Source organism: Klebsiella sp. PK01 (assembly GCF_057624675.1).
On the sequence record NZ_JBYEZM010000008.1, the window covers coordinates 23,084 to 40,167 of the forward strand.

Annotated in this window: 19 protein-coding genes; 5 read left to right on the top strand and 14 right to left on the bottom strand. The window is 58.2% G+C overall.

Annotated elements, in window-relative coordinates; all coding sequences use genetic code 11:
- Positions 1-5: 5 nt before the first annotated feature.
- The 8 genes from AC22LX_RS21245 to dagR form a co-directional block, all read right to left on the bottom strand.
- A complete protein-coding gene (locus AC22LX_RS21245) occupies positions 6-590 on the bottom strand; it encodes a TetR/AcrR family transcriptional regulator (protein WP_015704263.1) in 585 nt (194 codons plus the stop codon).
- Between the two features lie 166 nt (positions 591-756).
- On the bottom strand, positions 757-1,503 hold the full coding sequence (gene dagF / locus AC22LX_RS21250; RefSeq protein ID WP_213292799.1) for a 2-dehydro-3-deoxy-phosphogluconate aldolase: 747 nt from the start codon (positions 1,501-1,503) through the stop codon (positions 757-759).
- Positions 1,490-2,599, bottom strand: a complete 1,110-nt coding sequence (dgaE, locus tag AC22LX_RS21255; protein ID WP_049060889.1) for a D-glucosaminate-6-phosphate ammonia lyase — start codon at positions 2,597-2,599, stop codon at positions 1,490-1,492. The genes dagF and dgaE overlap by 14 nt, the downstream gene beginning before the upstream one ends.
- Before the next feature lie 3 nt (positions 2,600-2,602).
- Positions 2,603-3,463 (bottom strand): PTS system mannose/fructose/sorbose family transporter subunit IID, encoded by an 861-nt coding sequence (locus AC22LX_RS21260; protein WP_161799897.1) that lies wholly within the window; start codon positions 3,461-3,463, stop codon positions 2,603-2,605.
- A complete protein-coding gene (locus AC22LX_RS21265; RefSeq protein ID WP_015368463.1) occupies positions 3,460-4,209 on the bottom strand; it encodes a PTS mannose/fructose/sorbose/N-acetylgalactosamine transporter subunit IIC in 750 nt (249 codons plus the stop codon). Before AC22LX_RS21265 ends, AC22LX_RS21260 begins: the two co-directional genes overlap by 4 nt.
- A gap of 25 nt (positions 4,210-4,234) precedes the next feature.
- Positions 4,235-4,720, bottom strand: coding sequence for a PTS sugar transporter subunit IIB (locus AC22LX_RS21270; protein WP_015368462.1), 486 nt, complete (start codon positions 4,718-4,720; stop codon positions 4,235-4,237).
- Between the two features lie 10 nt (positions 4,721-4,730).
- Positions 4,731-5,159, bottom strand: a complete 429-nt coding sequence (locus AC22LX_RS21275; RefSeq protein WP_015368461.1) for a PTS sugar transporter subunit IIA — start codon at positions 5,157-5,159, stop codon at positions 4,731-4,733.
- 119 nt (positions 5,160-5,278) lie between these two features.
- Positions 5,279-8,080, bottom strand: coding sequence for a transcriptional regulator DagR (gene dagR, locus AC22LX_RS21280; RefSeq protein WP_063447364.1), 2,802 nt, complete (start codon positions 8,078-8,080; stop codon positions 5,279-5,281).
- Between the two features lie 179 nt (positions 8,081-8,259).
- Here dagR and fosA point away from each other — a divergent pair, with 179 nt between their 5' ends.
- Positions 8,260-8,679, top strand: a complete 420-nt coding sequence (gene fosA / locus AC22LX_RS21285; RefSeq protein WP_045395464.1) for a FosA5 family fosfomycin resistance glutathione transferase — start codon at positions 8,260-8,262, stop codon at positions 8,677-8,679.
- A gap of 77 nt (positions 8,680-8,756) precedes the next feature.
- On the opposite strand, the gene AC22LX_RS21290 is transcribed toward fosA, so the two are convergent.
- On the bottom strand, positions 8,757-10,169 hold the full coding sequence (locus AC22LX_RS21290; RefSeq protein WP_045395466.1) for an aminotransferase-like domain-containing protein: 1,413 nt from the start codon (positions 10,167-10,169) through the stop codon (positions 8,757-8,759).
- A gap of 177 nt (positions 10,170-10,346) precedes the next feature.
- Here AC22LX_RS21290 and AC22LX_RS21295 point away from each other — a divergent pair, with 177 nt between their 5' ends.
- From AC22LX_RS21295 to AC22LX_RS21310, 4 genes are all read left to right on the top strand, one after another.
- Complete coding sequence (locus AC22LX_RS21295) at positions 10,347-10,511, top strand: DUF1127 domain-containing protein (protein WP_064571553.1); 165 nt, start codon at positions 10,347-10,349, stop codon at positions 10,509-10,511.
- Between the two features lie 148 nt (positions 10,512-10,659).
- Positions 10,660-11,124, top strand: a complete 465-nt coding sequence (locus tag AC22LX_RS21300; RefSeq protein WP_045395468.1) for a MarR family winged helix-turn-helix transcriptional regulator — start codon at positions 10,660-10,662, stop codon at positions 11,122-11,124.
- 6 nt (positions 11,125-11,130) lie between these two features.
- A complete protein-coding gene (locus AC22LX_RS21305) occupies positions 11,131-12,198 on the top strand; it encodes an HlyD family secretion protein (protein ID WP_045395470.1) in 1,068 nt (355 codons plus the stop codon).
- The gene (locus AC22LX_RS21310; protein ID WP_045395472.1) at positions 12,188-13,252 is read left to right on the top strand and encodes a DUF2955 domain-containing protein; all 1,065 of its coding nucleotides are present in this window, start codon (positions 12,188-12,190) and stop codon (positions 13,250-13,252) included. Before AC22LX_RS21305 ends, AC22LX_RS21310 begins: the two co-directional genes overlap by 11 nt.
- Here AC22LX_RS21310 and AC22LX_RS21315 read toward each other — a convergent pair.
- From AC22LX_RS21315 to mdtM, 5 genes are all read right to left on the bottom strand, one after another.
- Complete coding sequence (locus tag AC22LX_RS21315; protein WP_045395474.1) at positions 13,249-13,503, bottom strand: putative Se/S carrier protein; 255 nt, start codon at positions 13,501-13,503, stop codon at positions 13,249-13,251. The genes AC22LX_RS21310 and AC22LX_RS21315 overlap by 4 nt on opposite strands.
- The gene (gene yjiL, locus AC22LX_RS21320) at positions 13,500-14,267 is read right to left on the bottom strand and encodes a putative 2-hydroxyacyl-CoA dehydratase activator YjiL (protein WP_045395476.1); all 768 of its coding nucleotides are present in this window, start codon (positions 14,265-14,267) and stop codon (positions 13,500-13,502) included. The genes AC22LX_RS21315 and yjiL overlap by 4 nt, the downstream gene beginning before the upstream one ends.
- Before the next feature lie 9 nt (positions 14,268-14,276).
- The gene (locus AC22LX_RS21325) at positions 14,277-15,428 is read right to left on the bottom strand and encodes a putative 2-hydroxyacyl-CoA dehydratase YjiM (RefSeq protein ID WP_487334200.1); all 1,152 of its coding nucleotides are present in this window, start codon (positions 15,426-15,428) and stop codon (positions 14,277-14,279) included.
- 97 nt (positions 15,429-15,525) lie between these two features.
- Positions 15,526-15,765, bottom strand: coding sequence for a DUF2164 domain-containing protein (locus AC22LX_RS21330; protein WP_045395479.1), 240 nt, complete (start codon positions 15,763-15,765; stop codon positions 15,526-15,528).
- A 24-nt stretch (positions 15,766-15,789) separates the two neighbouring features.
- On the bottom strand, positions 15,790-17,034 hold the full coding sequence (gene mdtM / locus AC22LX_RS21335) for a multidrug efflux MFS transporter MdtM (protein WP_049059377.1): 1,245 nt from the start codon (positions 17,032-17,034) through the stop codon (positions 15,790-15,792).
- Positions 17,035-17,084 lie beyond the last annotated feature (50 nt).

Below are 17,084 nucleotides of genomic sequence, written 5' to 3' on the forward strand. Positions count from 1 at the left end.
TCGCTTCACGCGGGAAGCGTCATTTTTGTCAGATCGTTTACCAGCGCCTGGCGGTGTTCGCTGCTCATGGTGCGCCCTTCGGTCAGTTCCGATAACCAGATGCCGTCGGCGGCGTAGCGCACCAGCGTGCCGGTCGGGCCGTTGTCGAGCGCATCGCCCTGCGCCAGATGATCCAGCATCCAGTCGCGCCAGCATTTTCGCAGCACCGGTTCGTCCGGCATCGCCAACGACAGCACCATCAGCTGGCGGCTCTCGTGGGTATCCGTCAGCTCCGGGTTGGACAGATAGCGCAAATAGGCGCGGGTAAAGCGTCCATAAGCGATGTTATCGGCGGCCATCAGCTCGCTAATCGCCTTTTCCATAATCGCCAACAGCCGGGCGAACAGGGCGAAAATCAACGCCTGTTTATTGGGAAAATGGTGCATGAGCCCGCCTTTGCTGACACCAGCTTCGCGGGCGACGGCGTTTAGCGACAGGGCGGCAATACCATCCCGACCGGCGATCATCGCTGCGGATTCAAGCAGTTGACGATGCAGACGGACGGGGTCTTTTTTACGATGCTGGGCTTCCATGTTCATGGCCCGAATCATACCGACCAGACGGTATGATTATTCTTGATCGCTATCAATATGAGAGGGCGCTTCGGACGGCGGGATGTCGTTATTGCGTGGAGGCTCACAGATTGACAGTGACCTTCAGCAGATCAGGAAGTTAGCGCGTGCGGTAATAGTGGCCTACACCGCACGCGCGGGGGGGTTAATCGACCAGTTCCTTGACGATGTTCATCAGAGCATGGACATCTTGCGGGCGGGTATTGCCGCTTTGCGGATCGATAATGGAACTATAAATATGCGGCATGACCTGCGCGACGCCGGCCTGCAGGCAGGTTTGTAGAATCAGCGCAAAGTTATCGAGATCGATGCCCCCGGTGGGCTCAATCAGCGTCATACCGTTTTCTACCGCGCTTTGGGCGAGCGCTTTCAGCTCCGCCAGCGACTTTTCGCCGTCCATCGGGAAAAATTTAGCCGCATGCGCGCCCATATCCTGCATCATTCTGACCGCCGCATCGCAGGATACCTGGGCCGGAATGCCCTGGGCGCTGCGCACGCCGGTGGAGATGCGTACTTCACCGGGCGTGCCGCTGGGGCTGACCAGCGCATTAATAAAGGTTTGCTGGCCTCCGGTCGCCGCCAGCGCCCCGGCGGCAAAGCCGCTGCCGGTGAAGGTCTGGTTGACGTGAGCGGGGTGGACCTGCGCGGCGATCATTGCCGCTTTGTAAAACTGCGCCGGATCGCCGGCGCCGAGACCGACGGAAATAGAAGGCACTTCCGCCATCCAGCGGCGCACTTCTGCAACGCCTTGTTCGACGTTGGTAAATTGCGCCGAGAGTACGCCAATCACCGCGTGCCCTTCAGCGGCGTCATAGATTTCCCGGGCGTTGGCGATGTCCTTCGCCAGCACGTTAATCGCCACCCGCTGGCGATAAAAGTTAATCCGCTGCATGCTGCGTAATCTCCTGTAAGCGCGCGACGATGAGCGACATTTCTCCTTCGCCGACGGTGCGAGGGTCAAGGCTAAAATGGCCCTCATGCAGATAGTAGCGGCGGGCGTAAATGGCGATATCGCCGCCGCGTAGCTGGGCTTCAACCTCATGGGCGCTGAGTCCCAGTTCATTGGCGTCGACGCTGACACGAATGCGCCAGATGGCGCGCCCGGCCTCATCCTGCTCGATATCGGCGCGCAGGCCGGGTAGCGCGGAGATCGCCTCGGCGAATGGACGCAGCGCGGCGGCGTCGGGCGCCGGTGCCGCCGTCCGGTAACGGTCCAGCGCGTAAACGAGACCGACCATATTCTCTTTGCCGATTTTCATCGCCCGCGCGATGCCGTAATGCTGGGCTTTACAGGCGGCGATCCAGTTACGCTTGCCGCTAATAAAGCCTGAGGTTGGGGCGTTAAAGGCTTTCGCCCCGCTGTAGATAACCATGTCCGCGCCGCTGGCAACCCACTGGCGCAAGTCTTCTTCGGCGGCGGCATCGACGATCAGCGGCAGATTATGCTGGCGGGCGACCTGCACGAAATCGTCAATACCGAGCATCCCTTTTTGCACGCAATGGTGGGATTTCACATACAGTAGCGCCGCCGTGCGTGCGTTCACCGCGCTCTCCAGCTGCCAGCGTGCCGCCAGATTGCTGGAGCCGACTTCGACAATACGCCCGCCACCGAGGCGGATAGCGCTGGTGATTGGCGCGCCGTAATCGACATTATGCCCGCGCAGTATCACTATCTCGTTCGGCCACTGGCTGCTGTCCGGCATCTGCGCCACCTTTTCCGGCTCGCCGCGGGTGATCGCCGCCGCGACGGCGATGGCGATACCGGCGGAGGCGCAGGAGGTGATATAGCTGTCTTCCGCGCCGGTGTGGGCGGAAACCAGTTCGCCCGCGCGGTCGGTTAATTTATCGATTTCGACGAAGGCTCCCGCCGCCTGCGCGGTGGCCTGCATCACTTGCGGGTCGACGGCGGACACGCCGAGGATGGTCATTTTGCCGCAGGCGTTAATCACCCGTTTTAAGCCCAGTTGCTGGTAGATATTGCCGTTCATGATTTACAGCACTCCCAACAGCGAGCAGACGATGCTGATAGCGACTATCGACAGTAAAATGGTGGTGTAGCGCGGCCCTTTTTTCAGTAAGTAGAAATAGATAGCGAACACCGCCGCCAGCGGCAGCAGGCCGGGGGCAATTGAGTCGAGGATCTGCTGGACCACCACTTCCGAGCCTTTAAGCGCGCTGATTTTCAGCGGGGTGGTGATTTTGACGTAGCTTGCCGACAGCGCGCCCATCATGATGAGACCCAGCACGTTGGCGCCGTAAATCAATTCTTTAATTCGCCCCCCTTGCAGCAGGCCGATAATGGAGTCACGGCCCAGGGTGTAGCCTTTATGCACCAGTCCGTAGCTTATCGCCATGGTAATCGCCGGGTAGAGGATCAGCGGGGCGATCCCGCCGAACGCGCTGCCGCTGGCGGCGAAGGGGATGAAAATCGCAATCAGCAACGGCATCACCGCGGCCCAGATAATCGAGTCGCCCATCCCGGCCAGCGGGCCCATCAGGCCGGTTTTTATCCCGGTGATTGAAGCGTCGCTGATCGGCTCGCCGCGGGTTTTCTGCTCTTCCATGGCGATGGAGATACCCTGGATAACCGAGCCGAAAGTCTGTTCCGAGTTAAAGAAGTTCAGGTGGCGTTTGAGCGCCTCGGCCTGCTCCTCTTTTTCCGGGTACAGCTTTTTGATAATGGGCGTCATTGAGGCGCAGAAAATCAGGCTCTGCAGACGTTCGTAGGAGCTGGATACTTCCGCCCCCAGCCAGTAAATCAGCCAGGCCTTGGTGATATCGGCTTTGCTCAGCGCCTGGGTTTCGCGGGCGCGTTCAACCAGTTCATGTTCCATTACATCGCTACTCATCATGCAGCTCCTTCATTTTTGGCCAGGCCTTTAATCAGGAAGGCGACGCAGGTGCCGAAAATCGCCATCGCCATGATGTCCACCTTCAGGTAGAGCACCGCGAAAAATCCGCCGATAAACCACGGCAGCAGGCTCTTTTTGCCGATCACCATGATGGTGATGGCAAAGCCCAGCGCCGGCAGGATACCGCCCATAATTTCAAACGAGTGGGTCAGCCAGTGCGGCATCAGTTTGAGGAATTTTTCCACTACGCTTTGGCCAAAGTAGTTGGCGGCGAAGACCACCGGGAAGCGCAGCACCAGCCCCAGCAGCGCCGGATAGATAAAGGCGCAGCGCATGATGCCCGCCATGTTGGCGCTTTCGGCGTGTTTGTCGGCCATATGCACCCACGCGGCGTTGAGCGTGCGGCGCAGCTGATCGAGGAATACCCCGATGACGCCAAACGGGATTGCCAACGCGATCGCCAGGTTGGGCTCCATCCCGGCCTTCACGGCGATCGGAATGGCGATACAGGCGGCCAGCGCCGGGTCCGACGGCACGTTGCCGCCAGGCGTGGAGGTCACTCCAAGATAGACCAGCTGCATACCCGCGCCGATGATCATCGCGGTTTTCATATCGCCCAGCAGCAGGCCGACGAATACGGCGATCACCACGGGCTGCAGCAACATGGCGGAGAAGGTATAGCCTAAACGTAATCGGGCGAACCAGTAATACAACCCCATCAGGCTCGCAAAAAGTAAGGTATCCATAGTTTTTTACCTTTTTATCAACTGGTTAGAATTTTTTCAGGATGTCGTCCAGTGACTGTGGTTTATCTTCCGGGATGGTCTGAAAGAACACCTGAATGCCGCTATCCTTCAGAGCGCCGAGGATGCCGACATCTTTTTCATCAAGGGTGATGTTCTGGAACACGGCCTTGCGGTTCGGCCCGCCGCCCAGCCCGCCAACCTGAATCGTCTGCACGTCAAAGCCCAACTGGACGGCTTCCTGAACGGCTGATAGCGACGGGAATAGCACCAGCACATTGCCATCGCCGAGCTGATTCTCTTTCCAGGCGGCGGCGAAGCTGGCGTTGCCGTAACAGTCGACTTTGATGTTCGGCGGCGCGGCCATTAAATAGATATTTTTCATAAACGGATCGGCATCCAGCTCGTCGCTGACCACGGCGATACGATTGGCCTGCGACTGGCCGACCCATTTGGTGACGACCTGACCGTGGATCAGACGGCTATCGATACGACATAAAACGATTTTTGCCATGATGGGCTCCTTAAGAGGTTAACTGGTTCACGTGGGCGACAACGTCGCGGCAGCTGCTGCGTCCTGCTTCGACCAGCGCATTAACGCAGCCGGTGAGCGGGCCCTGCTCGCGCAGATCCAACGCCTCCAGCAGCAGCGAGGCGTTGAGCCCGCAGACGACGGCGATGGGGTAATCCGCGCTCAAGCGCGCGGCGACGTTGGAGGTAGTGCCGCCGAGAAAATCGGTCAAAATCAGCGAGCCTGCCGGCATCGCCTGCACGGCCGCTTCGACGCGCTGATAAAACTCGCCGAGGGTATCGACAGGCATAAGCGCGATTTCGCTGACGCCGGCGATTTCGCCGGTCACCATGCGCAGACTGTCGCAAAGTTGCGTGCCCCAGCCGCCGTGCGTCAGCAGCAGAATTTGGGGTAACTGGGTGGTAGGTTCAGTGGATGACAAAGTGGCCTCCTGGCGCCGAATCGTTGACGCACTAATAAGAGCAAAGCGCGTGCCACAATTTGTGTCATCTACCGAAGAGGAAAAGGCTGGCGGGCCGCAAAGCCGCGCCAGAACAGGCGTTAACTAAATAATAATTCGTAGATATAAATGTACTCGGCATCGGATAAACGGATGGCGTAGGCCTCCTCAACCGGATGGAAAGCCGATTTAATGACACTAAATGCCTGAGCGTCCATATCCGGCCGCGTTTCCAGCGCCATCTGTAACGGTTTCCGGTTAATCACGATACGCTCGACCATACAGCAGCAGTGGATCAGGAAGCGTAGTGTCACCTGGCGGTTAGGCGCGATGGCCAGCGTGTTCCTGAGCTGGTTCAGGATCCCTTCCATTTCTTTTAATATGCGCTGCGGATTGAGCACCGAAATATGGTTGATAATGCTTTCCATGGTCAGGGCGCTGATAAACCGTGAAGCGCTGCGCTCCATCTCCAGACGACGTTCACTGCTGGACAGATCGGGGGTCAGCAGGCTGAGCACCAGCTCCGGCCCCTGCTCGGAAAACAGCTCCTCCAGCGAGATAAACGGGATATCGGGCAGCCCCGGCTGGAATGTCCCGACAATACCCGCCAACCGTTCATGCGCCCTGATTGCCTGCTGTAGGCGCTCCGGGCTGCGAACTTCGTTGTAATCGAGGATAACCATCCGGGTATCCTGCGACATCAGCTCGCCAAAGCTCTCCTCCAGCACCTTTTTGATTTTTTCCGCCGTGCCCATGCCGGTAATGCAGGAGATAACCAGCACCTTGCCGGCGTTCTCCTGCTGCGGCGTGCACAGCTGGCTAGCGATGCCTTTTTCCTGCATCAGATTGACCAACCGCGGCAGGTCGCCGGTTTCGTAGCTGAGATCGAGACCGATCTCCAGTAGGCTGGTCAGGGTGATATTCGGCATCAGCAGGACATCGATCTGGAACAGTTTGCTGATGGTGCTGCCGAAATGGACCAGCGATCCGATGTCGACCATCAGGATCAGCCGCTGCCAGCCTTTGCTGTGGATCAACTGGATCAGCTTTTCCAGCGTATCGTGCACCGATTGTTCGAACGGCATGTCGATAGCGTTGAACAATTCGCGCTCCAGCACCCGATTGACGTATTGCGCCATGCTGGTGGCCGTGGTGGCGCCATGGGCAATGAGGATCGCCCCGCAGTCCGGGCTGGCGGTGATGCGCTGGCGGTAATGGCGGCACTCTTTGAGGAACAGGCACAGCCAGACCACCTCGGTGGCCGGACACTGGATATGCAGCAGGTCGTTGATCTTCTTGCACAACAGAGTGGCATTATCGTATTCATCTTTGCAGCGATCGAGGATCAGGCTCGAAGAGTATAACTGCGGGATCAGGCCGCGTTGTACGTAGCTGATGAGAGCGAGAAAGTGTTTACGCAGCGGGTTGACCAGGTTTTCCGGCAGGGCGAAGCCGAGTACCTGCTCAACGTAGCCGATAAGCAGGGTCACGCGCTCCTCAATCCGATCGCCATAGCGTGGCGCGTGGCTGGCGTTATCGCGGCTGTAGAGGCCATATTCAAAAATCGAGCTGAGCTTATTTTTAAGAATCGCCAGCGTCTCGGCGGGCGGCACGTTGCTATTGCGCAGGTTAACGTATTCGCGGGTCAGGAAGCTGTAGAACAGATCGCTCTCCTCGACGCTGTCATCGGCCGCCGAACTTTTCAGCTGCGGAAGAGTTCGGGCATCGATGTTCAGCAGGGGACGGCCGTTAAACAGCGCATCGACCAGCTGTCGTTGCTCCGGCGTGGCATTGATCGGGCCGTCCGCCAGTTTGCTGTCCAGCAGCAAAACTTCGTTATTGGCCGCCATTCCCGACGCCCATGCCTGGGCGCATAAAAACTGGATATCGCTTTTGAGCTGACCGATGTTGCCTTCCAGCGGCTTGTTCAGCAGCCACAGCAGCAAAGGTTTATCTACGCTTACCGTGCGTTCGATCTTGCGACTTTCACGCTGTAAAAAGCCGATGATCAGCTCAATCTGCTCCTCTACCGAACGCTGGCGAATACCGGGTAGATCGATGGTGACCTGAATACGCCGCTGGAAGGTGCGTAATAGCGATGAACTGATGGGCTCGGTGGTGGCGCAGATCAGACGTACGGCGATATTGCGCGCCGGACCGCTGGCGCCGAGCGGGCGATATTCGCCTTTATCCAGCAGCGAGAAGAGCTTTTCCTGCCCTTCATAGGGCAGGCGATGCACTTCATCCAGCAGCAGATAGCCGCCGTCGGCCTGTTCGATCAGCCCGCTTTTGTTTTCCGTCGCCCCGGTAAAGGCGCCCTGGCGGTGGCCAAAGAGATGCGATGACAGCAGTTCCGGGTTGTTGGCGTATTCTGCGCAGTTGAAGTAGACCAGCGGCGGCCGTTTTTCACCGGCATGCTCGCAGGCGTAGCGGTGCATCAGCTCGGCAAAAAAGGTTTTACCCACGCCGGAGGGACCGGTCAGCAGGACGTGCAGGCCGTGGGGATACAATACCGCGGCTTTCCCTTTTTCCACGGCATCGTGCAGGCTGCGATCGTGGCCGATCAGCATGGCGAACGGGTCGACAGCCTCATTGTTATCTTGTGGCTGCGGCAGGAGATCGGCGAGCGTTGCCGGCTCGCGTTCGCTTTCCGTCAGCGTACGGTCGAGCAGCGTTTCCGTCGTCCGGCGATGTAAAAAGAACACCGGGCGGCCGCGCGTTTTAATCACCAGCCCGTCACTCCATAGCTGATTGAGATCTTTACTCACCGAGTTGCGCGCCAGCCCGAGGTTAAAGCCGATTTGCTCTGCGGTGAAGGCGTTCGAGCCCCTGGCTAAATCGTCCAGCGTGACGGCCTGGCTCAGCCTCTCCAGCTCCCGCAGTACTATCTCAATACGTCTCATCTCGTTACCGGGTTGTTCAATGTCGATAGTTGAGAACATACACTATTACGCGGCGTCAGAAAGAGACCGGGGGCGAAGTTGGCGGCCATAACGATATCTACAGAGTGTCCTTTCACTGCCACAATGGTGGTTTAGGGTGGGATTGGATATGGTTAGCGCATCTCACCGGAGGAACAGATATGTTGAGCGGATTGAATCATCTGACCCTGGCGGTCAGCCAGCTGGCGCCGAGCGTGGCGTTTTATCATCAGCTACTCGGCATGACGCTGCACGCGCGCTGGGATAGCGGCGCGTATCTTTCCTGCGGCGATCTGTGGCTGTGCCTGTCGCTGGATCCGCAGCGGCGCGTCACTCCGCCAGAAGAGAGCGATTACACCCATTATGCGTTTAGCATCAGCGAGGCGGATTTCGCCAGCTTTGCCGCCCGTCTTGAGGCCGCTGGCGTAGCGGTATGGAAGCTAAACCGTAGCGAAGGCGAATCGCACTATTTCCTTGACCCCGACGGTCACAAGCTGGAGCTACATGTTGGCAGCCTCGCCCAGCGCCTGGCCGCCTGTCGCGAGCAGCCGTATAAGGGGATGGTGTTTTTTGACGAGTGATGGAGAGTCTCCCGGAGGCGGCGCATGCCGCGCCTTTTCCGGGCTACCGGTTCGTAGACGGTGGGGACGCCAGAGCCTCACTCCATCGCCACCTTCACCGCTTCCCCCAGCTTGACCATCACCTCTTTATGCTTCTCGATCGGCGGCAGGGCGCAGTTGATCCTTAAGCAGTTGCGATATTTCCCGGATGCCGAAAACAGCGAGCCCGGCGCGACCTGGATCTTCAGCCGACACAGCTGCTTGGCGACGCAGACCATATCCACCTGCTCCGGTAGCTCGACCCACAGCATAAAGCCGCCTTTTGGCCGGGTGACGCAGATGCCGCAGGGGAAAAACTCCCGCAGCCAGCAGGTGTAGATCTCCATATTACGCTGATAGATCTGCCGCATCCGCCGCACGTGGCGGTGGTAATGGCCTTCGCGAATAAAGTTACAGGCCGCCAGTTGGGTTGAAGGGACGTTAGTGCCGCTGGCGGCGTACTTCATCTGCAGCAGACGATCGTAGTAGCGCCCGGGGGCAATCCAGCCGATGCGCAGGCCGGGGGCGATGGTCTTGGTAAACGAGCTGCAAAGTATCACCCGACCGTCGATATCCCATGAATGAATCGTACGCGGGCGCGGGTATTCCGTCGCCAGCTCGCCGTAAATATCATCTTCGAAAATCACGATATCGTGGCGCTGGGCAAGGGACAGCACCGCGCGTTTGCGCGCGTCAGGCATGATGTATCCCAGCGGATTGTTGCAGTTAGGCACCAGGATCACCCCTTTGATTGGCCACTGATCCAACGCCAGCTCTAAGGCCTCGATGCTGATCCCGGATTCCGGATCGGTTGGGATCTCAATGGCTTTCAGCCCCAGGCCGCGAAGTATCTGCATGGTGCCGTAGTAGCAGGGGGATTCGACAGCGACGATATCGCCGGGGTGGCACACCGACAGCAGCGCCAGCGATAATGCGCTGTGGCAGCCGCTGGTGATCAGCAGATCGTCGGCGGTGACGACCGATCCGCCGTCGAGCATCAGGCGGGCGATCTGTTCGCGCAGTTCGCGACGCCCGGCCAGCTCGTCGTAGTTGAGCACTTCGCTGAGGTTGTGCTGAATTGCCCGGCTCAGTTCGCGCCAGATAGGCTTAAGGCTCGGCTGGGTGACGTCCGGCGAACCGCCGCCGAAGGTAATGATCGATTTATCATTGCGCGCATCGAGCATGGTCAACACCTGGTCCCACTGGGTGATCTCCACCGGGCGCTGCACCGGGCGCGACATCGTCGGTACCGGCGCCTGAGCTTTACGCGGGGCGACGAAATAGCCGGAGCGCGGCTGCGGCACGATCAGCTGTTGCTGTTCCAGCGTCTGGTAGGCCTGCTGAACGGTACTGATGCTGACGCCATGCTCCTGGCTCAGGCTGCGCACCGACGGCAACTTTTCGCCCTGGCGATACAGCCCTTGTTCGATACGCTCAGCCAGCAGGCTGGCCAGATGTTGATAACGGGTCATGCTGTATCCTTAGTAATTGCCATACAGATAGATAAACCAGTACAGATGGCGGTCAAAAATGGGGCATGGTGTACGTTTTAGCCAATCTGTATGTTAAAGAAAAGTGTTTTGTGAATCTGTATTGTTCAGGCCCGGATCCGTGAAGATAAAGCCTCTGGCAAGGCGAGGAGGTAGAGGATGGAATTTCACGAGAATCGGGCAAAACAGCCGTTTATCGGCTGGGTATTTCTGGCGCGAGCAATTAGAAAATGGTGGCTTCGTGGGCAAACGCGCAAAGTATTGCAGCGAATGAGCGACGAACAGCTGAAAGATGTCGGGTTGCGCCGGGATCAGATCAATTAAAGAGTGCTTTTTTGTAGCCCCGGTAAGCGTCAGCGCTACCGGGGAATTACATTCACAAAATTTATCAATTGATGCTTCTACTCCCATCGTTTCTTGATACTTACCATGATAAGTATTATTTTCCCCACAGCTAAGTGAGGAAAGTAACATGACCGAAGACGAACTGTTTGCCCGCCGCCCGATGGGGATGCGCATGGCGATGGTGGTGCGCCAGTGGCGCGCGATTATCGACAGCGCCATTACCGATACCGGCCTGACCCAGTCAAGCTGGACGGTGCTGATGCAGCTGCATCAACTGGGGTGCAACGTCTCGGTAAGCGAACTGGCGGAAGTGCAGGGTATTGAGTTGCCGCCGCTGATGCGCACTCTCACGCAGCTGGAAAAGCAGGGGTATCTACTGCGCTCAACATCGCCATACGACAAGCGCATTCGTCTGCTTACGCTGACGGTAGAAGGCCGTACAGTCCTGGAAAAGCTGAACCGCGTGATTGAAACCTATCAACGGCGCGTGACGGAAACCATCCCCGATGCGGACCTCGACACCTTCAGCGCCACGTTAAATCAAATCGCCTGCAACTTGCGGATTATCCGCGAAGAAGATAACAAGATCTAAAACACTATGATGACGCCAGAACAAAAATTTGCCCGCTGGGTAAGGGTAAGTATTGCCGCTTTCCTGGCGATATTCGCCTGGTTTATCGTTGCCGATATCTGGATCCCGTTGACCCCGGACTCCACCGTGATGCGCGTGGTGACTCCGGTCTCGTCGCGGGTCTCCGGCTACGTCTCGCACGTCTACGTGCACAACAATAGCCAGGTCAAAAAGGGCGACCTGCTGTATGAGCTCGATCCCACGCCATTCATTAATAAAGTTGAAGCGGCGCAAATCGCTCTTCAACAGGCCAAACTGAGCAACCAGCAGCTGGATGCGCAAATCGCCGCCGCTCGCGCCAACCTGCGCACCGCGCAATATACCGCGCGTAATGACAAAGTCACCCTCGACCGCTACCAGCGCCTGAGTACCATGCAAAACGTGTCGCAATCGGATCTCGATAAGGTGCGCACGACATGGCAGACCAGCGAACAATCGGTCAGCGCCCTGAATGCGCAAATTCAGAACCTGTTGATCCAGCGCGGCGAGCGCGACGATAAGCGCAACGTGACGCTGCAGAAATACCGCAACGCGCTGGAAGAGGCGCAGCTCAATCTCGGCTGGACCCAGGTACGCGCCGAGACCGACGGTATGGTCAGCAACCTGCAGCTTAACCCGGGAATTTACGCCACCGCCGCCACCGCCGTGCTGGCGCTGGTTAACAACAACACCGATATCGTCGCCGACTTCCGTGAAAAAAGCCTGCGCCACACGGCGGTGAATACCGATGCGGCGGTAGTGTTCGATGCCCTGCCGGGTAAAGTCTTCCCGGCGCACGTGACCAGCAGCGACGCCGGTATTCTTGCCGGTCAGGAAGCGGTGAATGGCCAACTGTCGCAGCCTGAGCAGTCCACCCGCTGGGTGCGCGATGCCCAGCGCATGCGGATCCACGTCGCGCTGGATCAACCGCTGGATAAGCCGCTGCCGACCGGCGCCCGCGCTACGGTGCAGTTGTACAATAGCGACGGCCCCTTCGCCCGCACCTTTGCCGGCCTGCAGATCCACCTGGTGAGCTGGTTGCACTATGTCTATTAACACCCTGGCGCACGTCTTTACTCCGCACGGCAATATCGTCTACACGGCCAATGATTTTCGTCAGACGGTACGCATTGCCGTCGCCGGGACCATCGCGCTGAGTATTTCGACTTTCTACGACGTGCAGTACGGCGTGTTTTTCGTCGTTTATCCGTTGATGCTGATGTCGCTGGTGCCGGTGTTTAACCGTCACGTCGCCCGACAGTTTGTGTTCAGCGCGGCGGTGAATTGCGTCGAAATGGTGCTCATCGTCGGCTATCTGTCGCAGTGGCCGGTGATAATGACGTTAGTTGTCTTTGGTCTGTATGTGATGCGCTTTCGCTTTATGAGCCAAGGGCCGCTGTTCCTGCTGGGGTCGATGGGCGTGGTGTGCCAGAGCACGATGCTCAATTTTATGAGCTATCCCTCCAGCAACTGGCACACGCTGATGTTCTCCAATATGGAGGCCTGCGTGATGGCGGTGGCGCTGAGCGCATTGCTCCATTACCTGATCCCGGATGTCGAACCGCGTAAGCCGCCGCCGCGCATTGAGAAAGACGCCGCGCGGATCCGTCATGAATCGCTGCTTTCCGGCACGGTTGCGACCATTATCTTTGTGATCTTCCAGATCTGCGATCTGAGCGATTCGCTATCGGCGCTGATGGCCGGGGTGCTGATCCTGTTTCCGATGCACTATCGCGGCGCGGTGATAAGCTCGATCTGGCGTGTGGCGGGGGTCGTGTTGGCTTGTCTTTACATTCTGGTGGTGCAGCTGATTATCTATGATTTCAGCAACCACATGATCCTGATGATGCCGCTGATTGGTCTTGGTCTGGCTTTTAGCGCCCGCCTGCACGTGATGGAAAAAGTGGGCGCGGGCGTGGGTTTCGCCAGCATTACTACTATCGGTATTATGTTTGGCCAGAACCTGCATCCGAATCAGGATCTGGTGTTCAGCGACCTGTACCGTATTACTTCGGTCACGGTCTCGCTGGTGGCGACGCTGACCATGGTGTTTCTGGTCCATCGGGTACTGAACTGCTTCGCGCCGACGCGTTTTGTAGTGACCGATTAATCCTCCTGCGGGAAGCGGGTGATGCAGCGCCACGCTTCCCCGTTTTGCTGATAAAGCGCCGCAGTATGCCCGGCGATTATCCAACTTCGCGCCGCTTCTTCGCTCCCCTCAATCAATATGCACAGGCCGCAGCCGCTGCGCAGCTGGCGGGGAATATCCTTTACCTCGAAGGTTATCCCTGCCGCCTGCAGGGCTTTGCGCATCCGCACGACGCCCACTGTTGAATGGAATAAGAATAGATATTTGCTCATCCGCGCCTCCGCTGGCGCTGGCCGATCAGCGCCGCGCCGATCGCCCCGGCAAATTGGGCGTCGGGATGGGTCGCGACCGGCATGCCGAGATGAGTCTCCAGCATGCGGGCGAAGGCGGCGCAGTGGCTGACGCCGCCGGTGAACAGCAGCGGTCCTTGCGCCGATAAACGACCAATAAAGTTCGCGCTGCGCCGCGCCATGGCGTTGATCACCCCGGCCAGAATCGCCTCCGGGGCAACCCCCGCGGAACGCAGGCTGATGACTTCCGATTCGGCAAAAACCGTACACATGCTGGTGATGGCGTGCGGTTCTACACCTTCGGTAATGGCGTCAAGCTGTTCGACGCTGGCGCCGAGGGTCCGTGAAATCACTTCCAGAAAGCGCCCGGTACCAGCGGCGCATTTGTCATTCATCAGAAAGTCGCTGAGATTGCCCTGCGCATCCAGTTGAATGACTTTGCTGTCCTGGCCGCCGATATCAATTACCGTGCGGGTTTTCGGCGCCAGCAGACGCGCGCCGAGCCCGTGACAGGAAATCTCGGTGACTTGTTTATCGGCGAAATCGACCAACTGGCGACCATAGCCGGTGAGGGTTAAAAAAGGCGTTGCCGCGAGGCCCGCGCGCAGCGTCTCCCAGGCCTCGTGAATGGCATCGGCGGGGCGAAAGGGCGTCGGGCCGAGGAAACGGCGCACGATGGCGCCGTCTGCCAGCAGGATACCTTTGGTGGCGGTGGAGCCGGAATCAATACCTACCGAGTAGATCACGCTTGCTCCTTATAGCATTTCAATAAAGGCGGCGACGCGGGTGCTGAGCTGGCCGAGATCCGCCGTCGAATAGTCGGTTTCAATCGCGATATAAGGAATGTCGTGCCGCTGGCGAACGTGGCGCTTGATCGCCAGCGATTCCACGGCGTAGGTATGGCAAGCCTGCAGAATCACATCGACCACGCCGTCGGCCTGATACTCCTCAACCATCTGACTTAGCAATTGCAGGCGCTGGTCGTTAGGTGAAATACAGGAGCAGCCGATGGCGAGATATTTATCGGTTAAGGCATCGTAGACGTCGCCATCTTCCGCTACGCAGCGTTCGGTGGCCTTCGCGCCGGTACAGTTCTCGTAGCCCACCACCCAGCCGCCGTTTTCTTCGATAGCGCGGACGACTTTTTCCGCCGCGCCGCCGATCGGGCAGCCGGTGATCAGAATACGCGGACGAGACGCCAGCCGTTGGCCTCCTTGCCATTGCTGATGGATACGTTCCGCCATCGCGTTCAGTTCGTCAATCAGCGCGCTTTTGTCGAAGCGGAAGGTGGCGCCATAAACCACCTTTAGAATATCGCTGCCGCTAAGCGCCGGCGGATTGAGTTGCCCGAGGCGATAGAAGTTGGCCAGCGCCCGGCGTTCGCGATTTTTCAGTACGATGGCTTCACGCAACGCCGCTTCGCTAATGGGCGTGGCGAACCGGGTTTCAACGACCTGCTGCAGGCGTTTGATTTCCGCTTTCCACAACGCGCGGGAGGCGGCGTCGCTGGCGCTGTTCGGTAGTTGCATTACGTGTACCGCCTTGAATTCGGCCATGTACTCGTACATCTTCTTTTTGCCGTCGCAGGTGGTTTCGCCGACCACCAGATCGGAGAAATAAAAGTAGGGGCATTTATCGGTTTCGCCAAAGCCGTAGCTGCTTTTAATCAGCGGGCAGAGATTGCGCGGCAGGTCTTTCTCCGCCTCTTCAATGGTTTCATCAGAAGTGGAACACAGTGAGACGACCACGGCGCCCGCCGCCATGGCTATCTCCTGGGGCATAAAAGTGCAGTAGGTACCGACCAGCGGTACGTTCTGCTCTTTGAGTTCCATTACGCTGAGAAAGCCTTTCTGGCGAGCTTCTGAGAATTGATCGAAGAGGGCGGGTAGATCGGTGATGAGCGACATGATTTTCCTTCCCCGTACACGGGAGATGATGAAAGAGCCGCCATTATAACCATGTTATTTGTGTGTGTTTATTGATCTCCCGCCCATCCTTACGGCGTTAATAGACCTTCTTCAAATCCATCTCTTCCTGAATGCGCTCGCTCCATGCCAGATGGGTGCGGATGGCTTCTTCAATACCGGCGTTGTAGAACAAAGGCCCCAGCTCTGTGGCGATAAAGTCGACAAAAAACTCGGCGTCGAACTGTTCCAGCTCCAGGTTAAAGGTCTCTTCGCAGTACTTGCTTAGCCGCTCGCGTAGCAGATCGCGCTGCGCCGGGCTGAGTTCAATATCGCTCATGCGTGGTTAATCTCGGTGAGTTAGTCAGGATTGCCGGGCTTCGATGACCGCCTCTGAACGCTGGCGCAAATTACGGAGTAACCCCGCCAGACAGCAGGCGGCGACGATCCCGGCGGCTACCGCCAGCAGGTGGAACGGCAATCTGCCGCCATGGAACCATAACCAGCGCGCGCCTTCAATCGACAATGCGCTGACGCTAAGGATCACGATATTCAGCGAGGCGGAAACGGTGCCTTTCGGCAAGTCGTTGGAAAACAGGGTAAAACGGAACAACGTCGGGAAAATCAGCCCGATGCCGAAGGCGTAGAAGCAGGTGCCGAGCACCGACCACAGCCAGACGTGCGGCCACGTCAGATTACCGATAATCAGGATCGCCAGGCCAACCATCTGGATGGGCACGGCGCTTAACACAAAGCGCGGGCGGGTCGGGTCTTTCACCCAGCGCGCCACCGACAGGTTAGCGATAATCACCGCGCTGAAGACCGGCACCTGGCTCCAGGCAAACTCGCTGGTGGTGAGCCCGCCGGCGTCCATTAAAATCACCGGCGATACTGCCACCCAACTCATCAGCGGAATATAGCTCAGCGCCAGCGTGGCGGCGCCGAGTAAAAAGATGCGGTTGCGGAAGACGTCGCGAAAATCGCACATCACGCCGAGCGGGCTAAACGGCACGTCGCCGCGACGCACCGTCTCCGGCATGTTAAACAGTAAACCCAGCCAGGCCACCAGCCCCATCGCGGCGATAATGCCAAACAGCGCTTTCCAGTGGATAAAATGCATCAACGCCGCACCGGAAAGCGGGCCGACGATCGGCGCCACCAGCACGATGGAGGTAATCACCGCCATCAGCTTGATTGACCGCTTTTCGTCAAAGGCCTCCTGCACGGTGACGTAGCCGACGGTGGCGATAAAACAGATGCTGGTGCCCTGCACAAAGCGGGCAATCAGGAACTGGGTCATTGAGGTCGTCCACAGGGTGGCGAAGCAGGCGAGGGTAAAAATCAGCGCGCCGCTCAGCAGTACCGGTCGGCGGCCAATACGATCGGAAAGCGGTCCCAGCAGCCACTGTAGCGCCATCCCACCGGCCATATACAGGCTCACCGAGGCCGGAGCCAGCGCCACATCGGCGTTAAAATCCCGTACTACGTGCAGTATCCCCGGCTGGATGAGATCGGTGGTCAGGTAGGCGGAAAAGTCATACAGGATCAGCGCCATCGGAAAGAACAGCGATGCGCTGTAGCGGGCGCTCAATCGCGAAATCCATGACATAACCTTCTCCTTGCCGTCGGGTATTCATCGTTCGAATGGTTATGATGCTA

What these genes read in the sequence shown, in the direction of transcription:
- dagR (WP_063447364.1), bottom strand. Translation starts at nt 8,080, where the DNA reads ATGAGACGTATTGAGATAGTACTGCGGGAGCTGGAGAGGCTGAGCCAG.
- mdtM (WP_049059377.1), bottom strand. Translation starts at nt 17,034, where the DNA reads ATGTCATGGATTTCGCGATTGAGCGCCCGCTACAGCGCATCGCTGTTC.
- AC22LX_RS21270 (WP_015368462.1), bottom strand. Translation starts at nt 4,720, where the DNA reads ATGGCAAAAATCGTTTTATGTCGTATCGATAGCCGTCTGATCCACGGT.
- AC22LX_RS21325 (WP_487334200.1), bottom strand. Translation starts at nt 15,428, where the DNA reads ATGTCGCTCATCACCGATCTACCCGCCCTCTTCGATCAATTCTCAGAA.
- dgaE (WP_049060889.1), bottom strand. Translation starts at nt 2,599, where the DNA reads ATGAACGGCAATATCTACCAGCAACTGGGCTTAAAACGGGTGATTAAC.
- AC22LX_RS21315 (WP_045395474.1), bottom strand. Translation starts at nt 13,503, where the DNA reads ATGAGCAAATATCTATTCTTATTCCATTCAACAGTGGGCGTCGTGCGG.
- AC22LX_RS21305 (WP_045395470.1), top strand. Translation starts at nt 11,131, where the DNA reads ATGATGACGCCAGAACAAAAATTTGCCCGCTGGGTAAGGGTAAGTATT.
- AC22LX_RS21330 (WP_045395479.1), bottom strand. Translation starts at nt 15,765, where the DNA reads ATGAGCGATATTGAACTCAGCCCGGCGCAGCGCGATCTGCTACGCGAG.
- AC22LX_RS21260 (WP_161799897.1), bottom strand. Translation starts at nt 3,463, where the DNA reads ATGATGAGTAGCGATGTAATGGAACATGAACTGGTTGAACGCGCCCGC.
- AC22LX_RS21310 (WP_045395472.1), top strand. Translation starts at nt 12,188, where the DNA reads ATGTCTATTAACACCCTGGCGCACGTCTTTACTCCGCACGGCAATATC.
- AC22LX_RS21300 (WP_045395468.1), top strand. Translation starts at nt 10,660, where the DNA reads ATGACCGAAGACGAACTGTTTGCCCGCCGCCCGATGGGGATGCGCATG.
- dagF (WP_213292799.1), bottom strand. Translation starts at nt 1,503, where the DNA reads ATGCAGCGGATTAACTTTTATCGCCAGCGGGTGGCGATTAACGTGCTG.
- AC22LX_RS21295 (WP_064571553.1), top strand. Translation starts at nt 10,347, where the DNA reads ATGGAATTTCACGAGAATCGGGCAAAACAGCCGTTTATCGGCTGGGTA.
- AC22LX_RS21245 (WP_015704263.1), bottom strand. Translation starts at nt 590, where the DNA reads ATGATTCGGGCCATGAACATGGAAGCCCAGCATCGTAAAAAAGACCCC.
- AC22LX_RS21290 (WP_045395466.1), bottom strand. Translation starts at nt 10,169, where the DNA reads ATGACCCGTTATCAACATCTGGCCAGCCTGCTGGCTGAGCGTATCGAA.
- AC22LX_RS21265 (WP_015368463.1), bottom strand. Translation starts at nt 4,209, where the DNA reads ATGGATACCTTACTTTTTGCGAGCCTGATGGGGTTGTATTACTGGTTC.
- fosA (WP_045395464.1), top strand. Translation starts at nt 8,260, where the DNA reads ATGTTGAGCGGATTGAATCATCTGACCCTGGCGGTCAGCCAGCTGGCG.